Origin of the sequence: Wolbachia endosymbiont (group B) of Silvanus unidentatus (assembly GCF_964028615.1) — a bacterium.
Lineage (GTDB): Bacteria > Pseudomonadota > Alphaproteobacteria > Rickettsiales > Anaplasmataceae > Wolbachia.
The window spans coordinates 975,922-991,744 of sequence record NZ_OZ034795.1; the positions used below are offsets into that span (position 1 = coordinate 975,922).

Annotated in this window: 16 protein-coding genes and 2 tRNA genes; 11 read left to right on the top strand and 7 right to left on the bottom strand. The window is 34.6% G+C overall.

The features are described from left to right. Window positions 1-7: 7 nt before the first annotated feature. From ltrA to ABWU65_RS04555, 4 genes are all read right to left on the bottom strand, one after another. A complete protein-coding gene (gene ltrA, locus ABWU65_RS04540; RefSeq protein ID WP_007302363.1) occupies window positions 8-1,252 on the bottom strand; it encodes a group II intron reverse transcriptase/maturase in 1,245 nt (414 codons plus the stop codon). A gap of 511 nt (window positions 1,253-1,763) precedes the next feature. Continuing rightward, window positions 1,764-2,615 carry a reverse transcriptase domain-containing protein gene (locus ABWU65_RS04545; protein WP_410541920.1) on the bottom strand — a complete coding sequence of 284 codons (852 nt, stop codon included), beginning with the start codon at window positions 2,613-2,615 and terminating at the stop codon, window positions 1,764-1,766. 677 nt (window positions 2,616-3,292) lie between these two features. Then, window positions 3,293-4,366, bottom strand: coding sequence for an AI-2E family transporter (locus tag ABWU65_RS04550; protein ID WP_353280367.1), 1,074 nt, complete (start codon window positions 4,364-4,366; stop codon window positions 3,293-3,295). Between the two features lie 49 nt (window positions 4,367-4,415). Then, window positions 4,416-4,982 carry an alpha/beta hydrolase gene (locus tag ABWU65_RS04555; protein ID WP_052264976.1) on the bottom strand — a complete coding sequence of 189 codons (567 nt, stop codon included), beginning with the start codon at window positions 4,980-4,982 and terminating at the stop codon, window positions 4,416-4,418. Here ABWU65_RS04555 and ABWU65_RS04560 point away from each other — a divergent pair. Further along, window positions 4,981-5,127: a hypothetical protein gene (locus ABWU65_RS04560; RefSeq protein WP_019236829.1), complete on the top strand. Its 147-nt coding sequence runs from the start codon at window positions 4,981-4,983 to the stop codon at window positions 5,125-5,127. The genes ABWU65_RS04555 and ABWU65_RS04560 overlap by 2 nt on opposite strands. 277 nt (window positions 5,128-5,404) lie before the next feature. Continuing rightward, a complete protein-coding gene (ispD, locus tag ABWU65_RS04565) occupies window positions 5,405-6,610 on the top strand; it encodes a 2-C-methyl-D-erythritol 4-phosphate cytidylyltransferase (RefSeq protein ID WP_264376683.1) in 1,206 nt (401 codons plus the stop codon). 84 nt (window positions 6,611-6,694) lie between these two features. On the opposite strand, the gene ABWU65_RS04570 is transcribed toward ispD, so the two are convergent. The 3 genes from ABWU65_RS04570 to ABWU65_RS04580 form a co-directional block, all read right to left on the bottom strand. Continuing rightward, window positions 6,695-7,561, bottom strand: a complete 867-nt coding sequence (locus tag ABWU65_RS04570) for a ParB/RepB/Spo0J family partition protein (protein ID WP_007302356.1) — start codon at window positions 7,559-7,561, stop codon at window positions 6,695-6,697. Further along, window positions 7,558-8,400: a ParA family protein gene (locus ABWU65_RS04575; protein WP_006014513.1), complete on the bottom strand. Its 843-nt coding sequence runs from the start codon at window positions 8,398-8,400 to the stop codon at window positions 7,558-7,560. The genes ABWU65_RS04570 and ABWU65_RS04575 overlap by 4 nt, the downstream gene beginning before the upstream one ends. Window positions 8,401-8,486: 86 nt before the next feature. After that, window positions 8,487-10,967: a response regulator gene (locus ABWU65_RS04580; RefSeq protein ID WP_007302355.1), complete on the bottom strand. Its 2,481-nt coding sequence runs from the start codon at window positions 10,965-10,967 to the stop codon at window positions 8,487-8,489. Between the two features lie 159 nt (window positions 10,968-11,126). On the opposite strand from ABWU65_RS04580, the gene hemF reads away from it, so the two are divergent. The 9 genes from hemF (at window position 11,127) to sucC (ending at window position 15,820) form a co-directional block, all read left to right on the top strand. Next, on the top strand, window positions 11,127-11,951 hold the full coding sequence (gene hemF / locus ABWU65_RS04585) for an oxygen-dependent coproporphyrinogen oxidase (RefSeq protein ID WP_353280369.1): 825 nt from the start codon (window positions 11,127-11,129) through the stop codon (window positions 11,949-11,951). 141 nt (window positions 11,952-12,092) lie between these two features. After that, complete coding sequence (locus ABWU65_RS04590; protein ID WP_353280371.1) at window positions 12,093-12,341, top strand: hypothetical protein; 249 nt, start codon at window positions 12,093-12,095, stop codon at window positions 12,339-12,341. Window positions 12,342-12,344: 3 nt separating this feature from the next. Beyond that, entirely contained in the window at window positions 12,345-12,779 is a 435-nt protein-coding gene (locus ABWU65_RS04595; RefSeq protein ID WP_353280372.1) for a hypothetical protein, read from the top strand. A 122-nt stretch (window positions 12,780-12,901) separates the two neighbouring features. Further along, window positions 12,902-13,174, top strand: coding sequence for a hypothetical protein (locus ABWU65_RS04600; RefSeq protein WP_353280374.1), 273 nt, complete (start codon window positions 12,902-12,904; stop codon window positions 13,172-13,174). 60 nt (window positions 13,175-13,234) lie between these two features. Next, window positions 13,235-13,306, top strand: a tRNA-Glu gene (locus ABWU65_RS04605). 32 nt (window positions 13,307-13,338) lie between these two features. Further along, window positions 13,339-14,034, top strand: a complete 696-nt coding sequence (locus ABWU65_RS04610; RefSeq protein ID WP_007302351.1) for a 16S rRNA (uracil(1498)-N(3))-methyltransferase — start codon at window positions 13,339-13,341, stop codon at window positions 14,032-14,034. A gap of 122 nt (window positions 14,035-14,156) precedes the next feature. Then, window positions 14,157-14,230: transfer RNA gene (locus tag ABWU65_RS04615), tRNA-Pro, on the top strand. Window positions 14,231-14,428: 198 nt separating this feature from the next. Then, on the top strand, window positions 14,429-14,629 hold the full coding sequence (gene rpsU, locus ABWU65_RS04620; protein ID WP_007302350.1) for a 30S ribosomal protein S21: 201 nt from the start codon (window positions 14,429-14,431) through the stop codon (window positions 14,627-14,629). 30 nt (window positions 14,630-14,659) lie between these two features. Next, window positions 14,660-15,820 (top strand): ADP-forming succinate--CoA ligase subunit beta, encoded by a 1,161-nt coding sequence (sucC, locus tag ABWU65_RS04625; RefSeq protein WP_254229962.1) that lies wholly within the window; start codon window positions 14,660-14,662, stop codon window positions 15,818-15,820. The last annotated feature ends 3 nt before the right edge of the window (window positions 15,821-15,823 follow it).

The window sequence follows — 15,823 nt, forward strand, 5'->3', positions numbered from 1 at the left end:
CCATTATTTAGCCTTTTGATCCTAACCCAAGTGTCCAATGATAGAAAATACTTGGAGACCTCTTTCTCACTTTTCCTAGAAATTGCTTTGCTAGTCTTCCGTGATCACGAAGTTTCTTATATTTTGTCCTGACCCATCTTATGAGGTATCTCTCTATATTTCTAAGAGATGGATACATCTCTGATTTATAAAACCTGCCATAGTACTGAAACCAGCCTCTGACTATTGGATCTATCTTCTTCGATATTTCCTCTAGTGTGGTCCATGTAATCCGATGTATTCTCCATGACTTTATGGTTTTCTTGATCTTCTTCTTGGCTTTGTTACTAATTGCAGGTAGAAATGAGATGAAATAATTCCTCATCTTATTCTTTGCTACTCTAGGTCTAAAAGTATAACCTAGAAAATCAAAGCTTTGTTTAGGAAATTGTTCTTTTCTATCATCATCCTTACTGTACACAATCTGTGTCTTTTCAGGATGTAACTTCAATTTACACTTAGCCAATCTTTCTTCAATCATTACTTTCATAAATCCTGCCTGTCTTTTAGTTCTGCAGTGCACTATCGCATCATCTACATATCTTTCAAATGGTACTGTTGGATAATTTTGTTTCATCCACATATCAAACGCATGGTGCATAAATATGCTTGAAATGATTGGGCTTATTGAACCTCCTTGCGGAACTCCTTTATCCCTTGTTACCCTACTGCCATCTGCTTGCTGAATGGGGGCTTTCATCCACCTCTCAACATACAGTATGACCCATTTGCAGTCTGTGTGTTTCTTGATAGCCTGCAGTGCTAAATCGTGGTCCAGATTGTCGAAAAATCCAGATATATCAAGATCTACCGTCCAATCATTTTTCCAACATCTCTTCCGTGCTGTGTATACCGCATCCAGCGCAGACTTATTTGGTCTATAACCATATGAATCTTCGTGAAATTTCGGTTCTACTAACGGCTCAAGATACATTGTAGCTGCTGTTTGCGCTATTCTGTCGAATACTGAAGGCACACATAAAATTCTTTGCCCTCCTGTATCTTTTGGTATCGCAACAGCTTTTACCGGCTCTGGAAAATAACTTCCGGATGACATCCGATTCCATAATTTGTATAGATTATCCTTTAGATTTTCTTCAAACTTTGTTATCGAGACCTCATCTACACCTGCTGCACCTTTATTTTTCGATACTTGTTTATAAGCTCTCCAAATAAGTTGCTTCGGTATATCAAAAGACTTTGTTTTATTCATTAACTCCTCCCTTTCGGTTGATAAATAATTAAAACTAAATAACTTAGCCCCTTCACTCCATTTCCATTACAGAAACTTCTTCGCTACTACGAGCTAATCCGCCCCTGTTTTTCGCATCGGTACTCTCATCCTCAGAGATCAGCTCTTTGGACTTCTCCCTTTTCATCGAAACGACAGGTTCCCGTAGTTCCATGCAATAGCCTAAAATAGATTCACGCCACTTTTATGCCGGACGCCACCTACCCAGTAAACAAGCTCCCAGTAGATTCATCCCAGGTTAACGACTACCCCCTGGTTTTGACGTCGTCTCTACGCTTTCGACACTTCATCAGTGGTTCACTTGCGTTCGTCTCTCTATTTCATACATGACACATAATTGTGCCTTTTCCATAACGCTCACTACCTTAGCTCTTTACCAAAGCAGCTTATGGCTGTTTGAAGCCTGCTCTTGCAAACCGGCTCCGAGGGGCCCTCCCTCATCTACTGCACAGCTTCAACACTTTCCGTGTTTCTACGGCGCACAGTCGTCTGCGTACCTGATTACATTCACTCCACTTCTGATTTTTCCTCTTCTTTTGCTACCTAATTTACCAAAGCGACTTTCTAATAACTGTTCAAGACCATCTAAGGTAAAGTTAGCTAGTATTGGAGAAATTATACTTCCTTGCGGAGTGCCAGCAGTTGTGGGATACAGAGTTTTCGATTCTAGGAAACCAGCTTTTAACCATCTATGAAGAATTTTCTTTTCCATAGGAATATGCTTCATAAGCCATTCATGGTTAATGTTGTCAAAGCACCCTTTGATATCACCTTCTAGTATCCATTGTGGTCGATTGCGTCTTGCCAGTAATAAGTGACAAGCAGCAATAGCATCCGCGCAGGATCTTTTAGGTCTAAAGCCATAGGAGTGACGATCACTGATCGTTTCAGCTATCGGTTCCAGAGCAAACAGATATAATGCTTGCATCGCTCTATCTTTTATCGTGGGTATACCGAGAGGCCTTCTTTTGCCATTAGATTTACTGATATAAATTCGTTTGAGCGGAGAAGGTTTATATCCTCTTTGTTTTAACAGCTTTATTCCTTGAAATTTAGCATTGCAAGTTGACCATAGTTGACGATCTACACCTGCTGTGGTTTTTCCTTGGTTTTCAGTTACTCTCTTAACAGCCAAAGCTTTTCCGCTAAAAGAGCGTGTGAGAAGATGTTGTAAAGCTTTTACCTTACCCCATCTTCCTTCTTGGACAGCCTTAACAATACGTCTTTGTAGCCTCACAATAACTTTCTGGCATTTCTTCCATGGCAATTGCTTCCATGCTTCAAAGCTTTCGGTAGATGCACTTACAGGTTTACTTGTAATCATCTGCTTTCCTACCTTAAGTGGTTAACAAAGTTTCTTGTCACGAGGGACCAAATGGAAGTCTGCTCGTTTTCACGCGAATTAATGTTACAAATTCTATCCATTTCGTTACAAAATGGCATTCGCTTTCTCCATTCTCCTTTACCTGCACTTCCATCAGCATTCCTTGCGGTTTGCTTGCCATGTAGGCGAAAATACAGGCTTACCCTGTTTCTCCAGTCATACAACAGTGGGTTAGGTGGCTTCTCTATACCGGTGGAGTTATTATTTGCGTACATCTAGAAATGAAAAATGTAACTTATCCACATTACCTTTTGGTCAGAGCTTATCAGCATCTTTAGCTCTTTCATCGTATCGGTACTTATAAAGCTTCACTTACGTTCACCATACCACTAGCCTAGCCCTCCAACCACATGATGCTTGCAGTTTATGCCCCTCTCACGATTGAGCATCTTCTTTTTCAAGAGGAGGTTCATTGTCCGCATCGCTTGGCACCAACCGGTTGCCCGATTCGCACTGATGCGTAGACTCAGACGGCAAAACATCTGGTTTAATAAGTTTTAGAATCCTTTCAGTTTCTTTCTGAATGAATTCCTCTCCTTTTAAACAATATGACCGAAGACTTTCAGGTCGCACCATCTCTCAAATGTATCAGAGATCCTTTTTTTATCGTGAACTAATTAGCCATTTTTATAAAGCTCACTTTCAAAATATTTATTGACTACATATTCTACTAATACACTGAACATTGCTATTATTGGAATAAAAAATAATATACCTATAAATCCAAAATATGAGGTGCATATGACAACTCCTAAAATAATGATAGTTGGATGTATATGAACTTTTTTTCCTATTAATAAAGGCACTAATATGCTTGAATCTATTAATTGACCAACACTAAATAATAGCAAGACAGCAGCACTTTCAAACCATCCACTAAATTGAGTAATGGCGCTCAAAAATCCGATAATAGTGTATAATAATGGCCCTATATAGGGTATAAATGTTAATATTCCTGATAAAATTCCAATAGCTACAGAATGCTTCAGCCCAATTATGCTAAGGCCCACGGAGTAAAAGATCATCATGATTATACATACGTTTAACTGTCCCCTTAGGTAATTAGATATAATGAAATCTACTTTGGAAAAATAACCTGCAGCTTTTTCTCTGTAAAGAATGGGAATTAGTTTATTAGCCTTTTCTACAATTGCAGGCCAATCACGTAATACATAAAAAAACACCACAAGCGTAATAGCTATTAATGATACCATGTAAATCAAATTAAAGCTTGAATTTAGCACTTGAATTATAAGATTACTGCCCATGCTAAGAGCATTTATAAAATAAGATATATAATCACTGTAATTTTCTACTAGATTTTTAGACAAATGATCAAATAAACTATCTTCAGTTTTTATATTAAGAAATTCTAGCACAGAAGGAATCACTTTAAGCTTTAATGAAGGTATCTTATTTACTAAGAAATTTAATATTAAAGTAATTTGAAAATATATAATAGGTAAAACAAATGTAATAACTAATATAAAAGCTATCAATAAGGCAAGTGTTATAAAAACTACAGAACATGAACGCGGTATTCTATATTTTTCAAACTTGGTTACTAGCGGGTTAAATAGATGTGCAACAAAAACAGATATTAGACACGGAACAATCATAGGACGCATCAAAAATAATGCCCCTATTATGAAAAGCAGTACACAACAAATAGTTATATGACGTTTTTGCATGTGTTTAGAATAGTTAATTTACCGAAAAATATAAAGTTTTTTGTAAGTACTACCTATTCATTATTTTATTAGGCATGAGATCAGCCAAATTTTCACTCAATTGCCAACTAGATAAAACTCCGTTATGCGGGTTATCTGTAAAGCCTCTCAGATTAACGATCTTAATCGAATTTCTATTTAACAATAGATCATCTACTGCCTTTGCCAATTGTGCAGGATATGGTATTAAGGTGTCTCTTTCATGATTAATGACTACTATTGGTATATTATCATTTTGTAGCTTTTGTATATTGCTTACTATATCAAAATCTAAATTTAGGACCTTAAGCATCTTTTTCAATAAGCATGAGGGCAGTACACTTAAAATTTTTGCTTGAGGAATTGGAAAATGCTTTATTGCATTATGAAAAGAGCTGAAAGTGCTAGTAAAAATAACGCCTCCAAGTTTAATATTTTTGTCTGTAAAATATTTTAATACTTCTGATGCAACTGCTCCCCCAAAAGAATGGCCGAAAAGTATTATATTTTCCGATTTCACACCCTTCTCCATTAATTCATTGATTTTTTCTATTGAAGACTTAGATAAGCTTTGATTCTTATTTATAAATGGAATCATGAGTGGTGGTACAGATAAAAAGGTACAAGTTAAAGCTGCTAAGATGGCTAAACTTGCTGTACTAGATGTCATTGGATTAGTAAGTAATATTAAAGTTGGTAATAGTATTGATGTTCCTAAAAACAAGAAACTAGCTATTGCGTAAGTTATATAGTTTTGAAATGCAATTGGGTATTTATGTGCATGAGTGTGAAAATTAGACCTATGGAGATATGTAGATCTATCTTGTATATACCTGGCCGCATTCTTATAATTATCACCTATTCCATGAAAAAATATAAGATGTATCTCATTTTCTTTATTATACTTAGCAACGTGTATTATTTTCCTCTAGCATATATTACACCTAGTAAAAGAATATTCTTTTTTGAGAATTGGATCAACTTTTTTAAAATGCTAGATAACTTGTATTAACACCGAAAATGGTAAGCATGTACACTAACAGACTTGAGGAATACAAGATAGCAGCATTAATAGTTGCAGCAGGAGTAGGCAGTAGATGCAATGCCAAAATCCCTAAACAGTATATAAAATTGGCAGGTAAGTCTGTTTTATTTCACACAATTAGGAAATTCTTAGCTAATCAGTACATAAGTTACATAAGAGTGGTAGTGAATGAAAGTCAAAAAGATTTCTATAAAGAAGTTACGTCATCAACTATAGATACTAAATTGCTGAGTCCAGTATGTGGAGGAAAAAGCAGGCAGAGTTCAGTTAAACTTGGACTGGAGAGTTTGCAAAAGATCAATCCAGATTTTGTTATTATACATGACGCTTGTAGGCCTTTTGTATCAAATATTCTAATAAACAACTTGATTGAATCTATGATTAATGGTCAATATACAGGAGTAGTTCCAGCAATAGAAGTCGAGGATACTATATCGTTGGTGAGTAATAATTTCATTGAATCTACGATTTCAAGAGAAAAACTTAGAGCCATGCAAACTCCTCAAATTTTTAATTTCAGAGAATTATTATCGTGCCATCAATCAGTCAAAGAATTTACTGATGATTCATCACTAATGGTAGAGCATAAAAAACATGTTGCGATTATTGAAGGTGAGAAAAAGAATTTTAAGTTAACTACAAAAGAGGATATCAATATGGCAAAACTTCTCTTTGGAGAGCCAAAATTCCGTGTCGGAACCGGTTATGATATACATAAATTTGTTAAAATTCAAAATGATGCTAAGAGCTTTATAAAAATTTGCGGTGTGGAAATTGAGCATAATATGGCAATAGAGGCACATTCCGATGGTGATGTTGCAATACATGCAATCGTTGATGCAATACTCGGAGCACTAGGATGTGGCGATATAGGAGAACATTTTCCTCCTAATTCCTCTAAATGGAAGGATTGCAATTCATCTCATTTTCTTGATTTTGCTGCTAAAAAAGCACAGGAAAAAGGATATAGCGTGTCTAATTTAGATATTACTATAGTTTGTGAAGAGCCTAAAATATCGCCTTACAAAGCAGGAATGAAGGAATTCATATCAAAAATATTAGAAATTAATGGTGAATTCGTAAATATCAAAGCAACCACAGCGGAAAAATTAGGTTCTATTGGAAGAAATGAGGGAATAGCAACGTATGCTTCTGTGCTATTGCGTGCAAATTTTTATTGAAGGTAGAAACGAAATAACTTACTTGACAAACTCCACCATTTCACTTCCATTGCAAGGAAAGTGGGAAGGTTTGTCAAGAAATTTCTATGGGCTACTTTCGACATTAATAGCTGATTCAAGTCTTCTATTCAAAATTTTCAATATAAAATCCAATTCATTTGAGTTGTTATAACGTATCATGACTTTACCCTTAGAATTACTGTCATTAATTTTGACCTTTAAACCAAGCTGAGAAGATATAGCTCCTTCTAATACTGCCATATCTTGATTTTTAGTAAACTTATGCTCTTTTCGGTCGTTATTTTGTTGTAAGTCTTTTATCAATTTTTCAGTTCGCCTAACGCTCAGGCCCTGAGAAACTATTCTTTCTGCAATACTTTCCGCATTTTCAACATTAATCAATGCTCTTGCATGACCCATAGACAATTTTTTCTCGTTGATCATTGTTTTTACTCCATTAGGGAGTGACAGCATTCGTATCATATTGGTTATATGACTGCGGCTTTTACCTAAAGTTAAGGCTAATTCTTCGTGTGTATAGGAGAATTCATCTATTAGTTTTCTGTACGCCTCACCTTCTTCTATTGGATTAATATCTTGCCTCTGTATGTTTTCAATTATCGATACTTCTAAGCATTCCTTGTCATTTAAATCTTTTATGATAACCGGCACACTATCAAGATTTATGACCTTACTTGCTCGCCAACGACGTTCCCCTGCTACTATTTCATAACCTTCATTACTTGGATCTTTGCGCACCACAACAGGTTGTATTATACCATTTTTCTCTATCGAACCTGCAAGTTCTTTTAATGACTCCTCATCAAAATATTTTCTCGGCTGAAATTTGCTCGGGTGTAGTAATGAAATAGGTAACCGATCTTCTTTATTACCATAATTATCGCCTATGAGGCCAGCAAGACCTCTACCTAAGCGCCTATTGTCCTTCACGCTGCACCCTCACTTATCAGCTTTTTCTCTTTACAGATGCTCATGTGTTTCTTTAAAATTTCTTTTGCCAAACTTATATATGCTTGTGCACCAGGACACTTAAGATCATATACAATAGCAGGTTTTCCATGAGAAGGCGCTTCTGATAACCGTACATTACGTGGAATAATGGTCTCATACAAGGGGATAATAGTTTTATATACTTTATCATTTAAATATTGGCAAATATCATTTTTAATCTGCTCACTAAGTTTGTTGCGTCTGTCATACATTGTGAGCAATATTCCTTCTATTAACAGGAAAGGGTTTAGGTTATTTCTTTTTATCAGCTCTACAGTCTTAACTAAATGGCTCAATCCTTCCAGAGCGAAAAATTCACACTGAAGAGGAACAATAATCGAGTCAGCAGCGGTCAGAGCATTGATAGTAAGCAGACCAAGTGATGGAGGACAATCGATAATTATGTACTCATAATTATTACGTACTTTCTCTAGCGTATCTTTTAGTACGAATTTTCCCTGCTCAAGTTGTGATAGCTCAATTTCTGCAGCTGATAAGTCAACCACTGATGAAATCAGCGATAGATTTGGAATTTCCTTTATATTGAAAATTGCCGATTCCACCAATTCACTTTCGCTGCTCAGCAGTATTTTATATATATTTTTTTCTTCCCTGCTACGATAAGAAATCCCAAGTCCTGTACTAGCATTTCCTTGAGGGTCAAGATCTACCAGTAAAGTACTTTTTCCCACAGCAGCAAAGGCTGTTGATAAATTTATACTAGTTGTAGTTTTACCAACTCCACCCTTTTGATTTACTATTGCAATGATCTTGCTCACGCCTTTTATCTTATGTATAAAATAACTCTATTGTATATATGCAAGAAATTTTTGCATTAGAAAATTTTTTTTGTTGCCAATCATGCTCAAAGTAAACTGCCTTTTTTTGTCTTGTGTAACACACTTTGAACCTTATTTCCTAACTCATTCAGAGTAAATGGTTTTGGTAAAAAATGGAAGTCTTCTATATTGATTTCATCGCTCTTTAAAAAAGCATCCTCTGTATACCCAGAAATAAAAATAACTTTGATGTTTGGCCTATGTATCAATGTTTCTTTAACTATTTCTGGACCACTCACCTCTGGCATGATTACATCAGTGATTATTAGATCTATGTGTTGATTTTTTTTTCTAATGATCTCTAGTGCCTCGCTGCCTATACTCGCTTCTATTACATTAAATCCTTTTCTTGTAAGAGCCTTAGCAGTAAATTCCCTTACTGAATCTTCATCTTCAATTAATAAAATTATACCATTACCTTTAATCTCTACCGGTTTCTCTATTTCTTTACTATCTTCCTCTTTATCATTTTCATCCGATATGTAAACTATGGGCAAAAATATGCTAAATTTAGTTCCATGATTCACTTTGCTAGCAACATAGATGTATCCTTCGGTTTGTTTAATAATGCCATATACAGTAGAGAGGCCAAGACCTGTACCAGAAGTAATATCTTTGGTAGAAAAAAATGGATCAAATGCCTTTTCAATTATATCACTCGTCATTCCACATCCAGTATCAATCACTTCAATCACAACATAATTCCCATGTTCAATCGTTTCCTTATCTGGAGAAAACATATCCTGAGGTGTAGAATTTAATGAATCAACCTTTTGATTAAAGGTTCGTATAGTTAACTCTCCCCCCTTTTCCATAGCAGCACCAGCATTAACTGCTAAGTTAAGCATAACTTGCTCTAATTGTCCTTGGTCAGCCCTAACAGCACCCAAATCGCTACCATAATAAATATTAAATTTTATATTTTCACCTATTAATCTTTTGATCATTTCATAAAGATTAGCTATCGTACCATTTACATTAATAATCTTTGGCTGCAAAGTCTGTCTTCTTGAAAAAGCAAGCAGTTGTCTTACTAAATTTGACCCACGTTTTGCATTTTGCTGTATCTGTATTATATCTCCAAAAGATGGATCGCTAGCTGAGTGCTGGAGTAAAAGCAAATCACAAAATCCTATTATTCCGGTTAATATATTATTGAAATCATGTGCAATACCACCTGCTAATTGCCCTATAGCTTGCACCTTTTGATAATGCTCAAGTTTTATCTCTAGTTTTTTACGTTCAGTATTATCAATAAAATAACAAAGTATGAACATCACTTTATTATGAAGAAACTTATTAAAATATATTTTCATGTTATTACCGCCATTGAGCTGCACATCAAAGGACGCATTATTTATCCTATTACTTGAAAAATATTCACGCACTTTCATATGATAACCATCTGATATCAATGCAAAGATAGAATCATTACTTGACCCCGCAAGTTTTACTAATGCTATATTTTTCTTTATAAAATTGCCATTTATATCGCATTGTGCAATAGCAATTGACGAATTTGTAAAACAAGGGTGTAGTTGATAATCAACAATATTTGATTCAGTTGGTGTTATAAAGCCGTGTATATAGCTATGATTGTATTTATCACAAAATATAGCAGTACTCATATAAGCCTTAAATGGAGCACCGCTTATAGTAAAAAACATAATTTCATTTTTGGTTATTGTATCGTCATACTTAGATTGAGATATAAAATCATTGATTGAGCTACCTTTTTCCAATTTTTTTAGTTCAAACATGTCTAAAAATCTTTTATTTACAGATAAGATACCTCCTTTTGTATTTGCAACGTAAGTTGCTATATTGTGTTTCTCTATCAACTCTTCATATACCTGCTCTTTGTTTACCTGTGTTGCCTTCAGTACAAAATACCCATTCGGTCTTGCTATTGGGGCTAATGATAAATTTAAAGTCTTATTACTATTTATAGCAATTTGTGGATTATCCGGTATTGGTTCAGAGAGCAAAAGAAAGTTAGATATTCTACTCTTCTTGCTTAAGGAAATGCATACTTTTACAGAAGTGTTATTTCTTAACGCATGATAGAGTGATTTTCTGTCTTTTTCTGACACATCTCCTGCTTCAAGAATTTTATCTAGCGTAACATCATCGTTTATGTGATCTTTGAACCTTTCGTAGAACCTCGCATCAGCATAAATAATACCCTCATCTTTATGTAAAATGAGACAAAACTCTGTATTATGATTCAGCGCATTTGCAAATATTGCATTTTGAAACTCTATGATATTAAGTAGATACTTGTAACGTTTTATATTATATACCACAAAGAGAGTCATTAGAATGCTAATTAATAAATTAATCTCTATATTAACATGCTGACTATATACATTAGAAAAATAGAGTACTGATATTGCTATTGGAGGTAAGAACATAATAACTGCCATCACAATAATTGACATCCCATAATTTCTTAGTATGAAGTCAACTCTGTTCTCTTTTTTGTTATCTATGTATCTTTTACTCATTATTATTGCTTGGCATCCTTGCACATATAAAAATATTCTACTATATTGATTTAATTATTATAGATTTATTAACATCCTTGATGAGTAGTTACTATCCCAATCTAATTAAGTCCTGTAAATATAGAGTACAATAATATTAATAAGCCAACAGAAGGCATTATGGAAAAACAAAACACACAAGCATTTGAATGGTTCTGCGCACTGAGAAACAAGATCACCGAATCTTTCTTATCAATTGAGGTACAGTCATTCACACAACCAAAAATCGAAAAAAGAAAGTGGAACCGACCAGGTGGAGGAAGTGGTGAATCTACAATTATCTTTGGTAATATTTTTGAAAAAGTTGGAGTAAACGTTTCAAGAGTATACGGAAAGCTCGAAGACTCAGCCATTAATGAAATTCCTGGTGCAAGTGAAAGCAATGGAGAGTTTTGGGCAAGCGGTATATCTTTAGTGTCTCACATGCAATCTCCCCTTATCCCTGCAGCACATATGAACACAAGATTGATATATACCTCAAAACAATGGTTTGGTGGAGGAATGGACTTTACTCCAATTTATAAGGATGAGGGAGATTGCAAGTATATTCACGAATCAATTAAAGCAACTTGCGATGAGTTCAACATCGAATATTATCCGAAATTTAAAAAGCAATGTGATGATTACTTTTTTTTACAACATAGAAAAGAGCCACGTGGTATTGGTGGAATTTTTTATGACAATCTAACTTCTGGCAACTGGAAAAACGATTTTGAGTTCACAAAAGCAGTAGGTGAAGCCTTTTTAGAAATTTACTTACACATCATACACAAACATATGCAAAAATCTTGGACAAAAGAACAAAGAGAAGAACAATTGATAAAACGTGGCAGATATGTGGAGTTCAATCTTCTTTATGATCGTGGTACAAGGTTTGGTTTAATGACTAATGGTAACCCCGATGCAATTATGATGTCGATGCCTCCTCTTGTTAAGTGGGTGTGAAAAGCGATTATTAATATAAAATAAATCGTTATAGTTTAAGATTGTACCACATATGGTGAGCTTTTGTATAGAGGGGTACAATCATGGGTATAAGTAGATAGTTTTTTAATTAAATCCGCTAGAAATAGCAATATAAGAGGCGTGAGGCTAGCTTTAAGTCTTCATAATATAGTAAACAGCTTTGAAAAACTCTTTTCTAGAATTAATCCTTTTAGGAACAAGGGGTCATTTGACTTGAATAATGATCAAACTTTAAATCGACCTTTAGAGTATGCAGTAACAAATCTTGATTATAATGTAATGACGTTACTTATTAGTGCTGGAGCAAATATTAATGAGATAAATAATAGTATAGGAAATGTAATCCTTCAATACAAAATAGCATCATAAGCTATGCAGTACGGAGATAAGGACAGTCTCAAAGATCATAAAGAAAAATGTTGTTTAGTGCTTGGTGAGCTAATAAAAAAAGAAAGAAAAGAAATATTGGAGATTTTGAAACAAACGGAAAGTTGTGACAAGCTTAAAGAGGAAGTAGAGATAAAATTTAAGGCCAACTCACCTAAAAAACCTCCTAGGATTTTTGAGCATGATGATATTTTACTTTTAAAAGAGCCCATTTATGATGAGGTATATGACGCTAAGGTTAGTAACTCATTAGAAGAGTTGAGCGTATCGGAAGAATCCATTTATGCTGAAGTATATGATTTGCATAAAAGATCTACTGAAAATTTATCATTGAAAGATAGTGGTTATTCTAGTATATCAGGAGAACCTATTTATGAAGATGTAGATGATTTCTCAGAGCAAAAAAAGCCCCTAGCTTAAATCATAAAGAGCAACCAGAGCCTATTTATGCTAAAGTAGATTTATCGAAAAAGAGATCAGAAAGACAAGCAAAACATATAAAAGATAATTCTGGGACTTATCATGGATTAGTGAAGGATAAAGTGAATAATTTGCAAGTAAAACTAAATGAGCAAAGTGCTAATAAGCCAGCGAGTCAGCAAATCAAGACCAAGGCTGGCTTTAACGTAAAAGAAATAAGGCAAAATTTTGAGCGTAGAGATTCTGGATACGATTCTGGCTATGATTCAGATACAAAAGTTGAACAAAAATTAGAATTAGGATCTAAAGCTCCTAAATCTGAGATAGGTTCAGTAAGCATTGAACATGGGGTAATAGGAGGCTGTCGATATAAAATCACTACTCTAACTGTGTGATTCAAAATAATTGAATTGACTTTATATGTATAATCGATATAACTCAGTTAGATTCAAGTCGACTCTTTCGTCTAGTGGTTAGGACACCACCCTTTCACGGTGGTAACACGGGTTCAAATCCCGTAAGAGTCACTCAAACAGAATGCAAATAACTAAAGTTTTGAATGAAAAAAATTAGGCTTTATGTTGAAGAAGCTTTATCACAAAATGTAAGTTTGGCGCTTCATCCACGACAAAGTCACTATATTTACAATGTAATGCGGCTTAAGAAGCATGATAACATCTATCTTTTTAATGGAAAGGATGGAGAATGGTTAGGAGAAGTAGTGAATATATCAAGTAAATCGACAAAAATTATAATAAAAGAACGCACTAAACAACAACAACATGAAAAAAATCTATATTTGTATTGTGCTCTGGTAAAAAGCGGCGCCTTAAGCAACATAGTAAGACAAGCAACTGAAATGGGAGTAACCTGCATTCAATTTATTTCAACAGAACGTACAGTAGTAAAAAACATTAACCTAAGTAGAGCGAAATTACAGGCAATTGAAGCTGCGGAACAATCCGGTAGGACAAGTATACCACAGATTTTTCTTCCTATTAATTTTTGTGAATTATCCGATTCCCAGAATAAAAATTTTGTTTTGTGTGATGAAACAGGTGAAGGACAACCTCCTAATAAAGTTCTAAAAGGCAAGAAAAACGTTGCTATTATTGTTGGCCCCGAAGGTGGTTTTTCATCTTGCGAACTTGATTCTGCCAATAAATTTTGTCAGAAACTGAGTCTAGGAAAAAGAATTTTGAGAGTTGATACTGCTGTAGTTGCTGCATTAACCTTCACCAATTGGTATAGCTAGATTTTTTAATATGGCTAGTGCAACTTGACACTCTATATAAAGAAATCTGCATTATATTTTTCCTAAAAGAAATAAATGAAACTTGCATTTTTCCGAACTATCGATACTCTTAGTAAAGAAGTCGGGGCGTAGCGCAGCCTGGTAGCGCATTTGGTTTGGGACCAAAGGGTCGGGAGTTCAAATCTCTCCGCCCCGAGATTAGAAAAATTACAAGAGCACTGTAACCTAAGAGCAATTTTTATCAGCAAGTAAATGATTGACAGCAGAATGAAGCTTTTTTCATATAAATCACTGCATATCATATTCTATCGCTCAAGTTTATAAAATAATTGACAATGTTAATTTTCTAATTTATAAATGGATTTTGAAGTGATTACCGAAGGAGGTATAGAGTTTGATTGAAGTATCAGTCCATTATGGTGATGTAGATAGAGCTCTTCCAGTGTTGAGAAAAATAATTCAAAAGGAAGGAAGAGGGCTCAAAATGAAAAAAAAATATCACGAAAAGAAATCAGAGAAAACAGCTAAAAAAAAAGCTGAAGCAAGGAAAAAGAGGTATCAGCAAGAATGCAGAAGACAGCGTTATGGTTGGTAGTTTTTACTAAGGTTAATAATTAGTTATCTTATGAATATTCATGAATATCAAGCAAAGGAAATTTTACACAAGTTTAATGTCCCGGTACCAAAGGGTTTTGTTGCTACATCTGCAGAAGGAGTAGAAACTCAAATAAATCAACTAAAATCTGACGTGTTTGTGGTTAAAGCTCAGATTCATGCAGGTGGTAGGGGTAAGGCTGGTGGTGTAAAGCTAGCAAAGTCAGTTGAAGAAGCTCAACAGTTTGTAAAGAACATGCTCGGCATAACTTTAGTTACTCATCAAACAGGGCCTAGTGGACAGCAGGTAAGAAGAGTATACATTGAGGAAGGTTCAAGCATTAAAAAAGAGTACTATTTGAGTCTAGTAGTTGATCCAAAGCTCAGTAGGTTAGTATTTATATTTTCCTCAGAAGGTGGTATGGATATTGAAGAGGTAGCAAAAAATTCTCCTACAAAAATTGTGAAATTTGATATTGACCCTGCTACTGGTTTTACAAATCTTGATAACAGTAAACTTGCCAATAATTTTAATTTGAATTCAGAACAAATAGAAAGAATAACAAATATTGCAAAAAATATATATGATGCGTTTATTACAACTGATGCAAGCCAAATAGAAATTAACCCACTAGTTGAAACAAATTCTGGGGATTTTGTTGCACTTGATGCTAAAATTAATTTTGATGACAACGCTTTATATCGTCATCCAGAAATCGTGCAGCTTCGTGATTATGATGAAGAAGTTAAAGAAGAGATAGAAGCTTCAAAACATGGACTTAGTTACATCAAAATGGATGGCAATATTGGTTGCATGGTGAACGGTGCAGGTCTTGCTATGGCAACAATGGATATAATAAAGTACTATGGAGCAGAGCCTGCTAACTTTTTGGATGTTGGTGGTGGAGCGAGTAAAGAAACTGTAACTGAAGCATTTAAAATCATATTGTCTGATAGCAACGTAAAAGGAATTCTGGTTAACATATTTGGTGGTATAATGCGTTGCGATATTATCGCAAGTGGAATTGTTGCGGCTGCAAAAGAAATGAGCATTAAAGTTCCTCTAGTGGTTAGATTATCAGGTACTAATTTTGAAGAAGGAAAAAAAATCTTAGAAGAGTCAGGATTAAATATTATTGCTGCAGATGAACTGGGTGATGCTGCGCAAAAGATAGTAAAAGAGGTAAAATAAAGC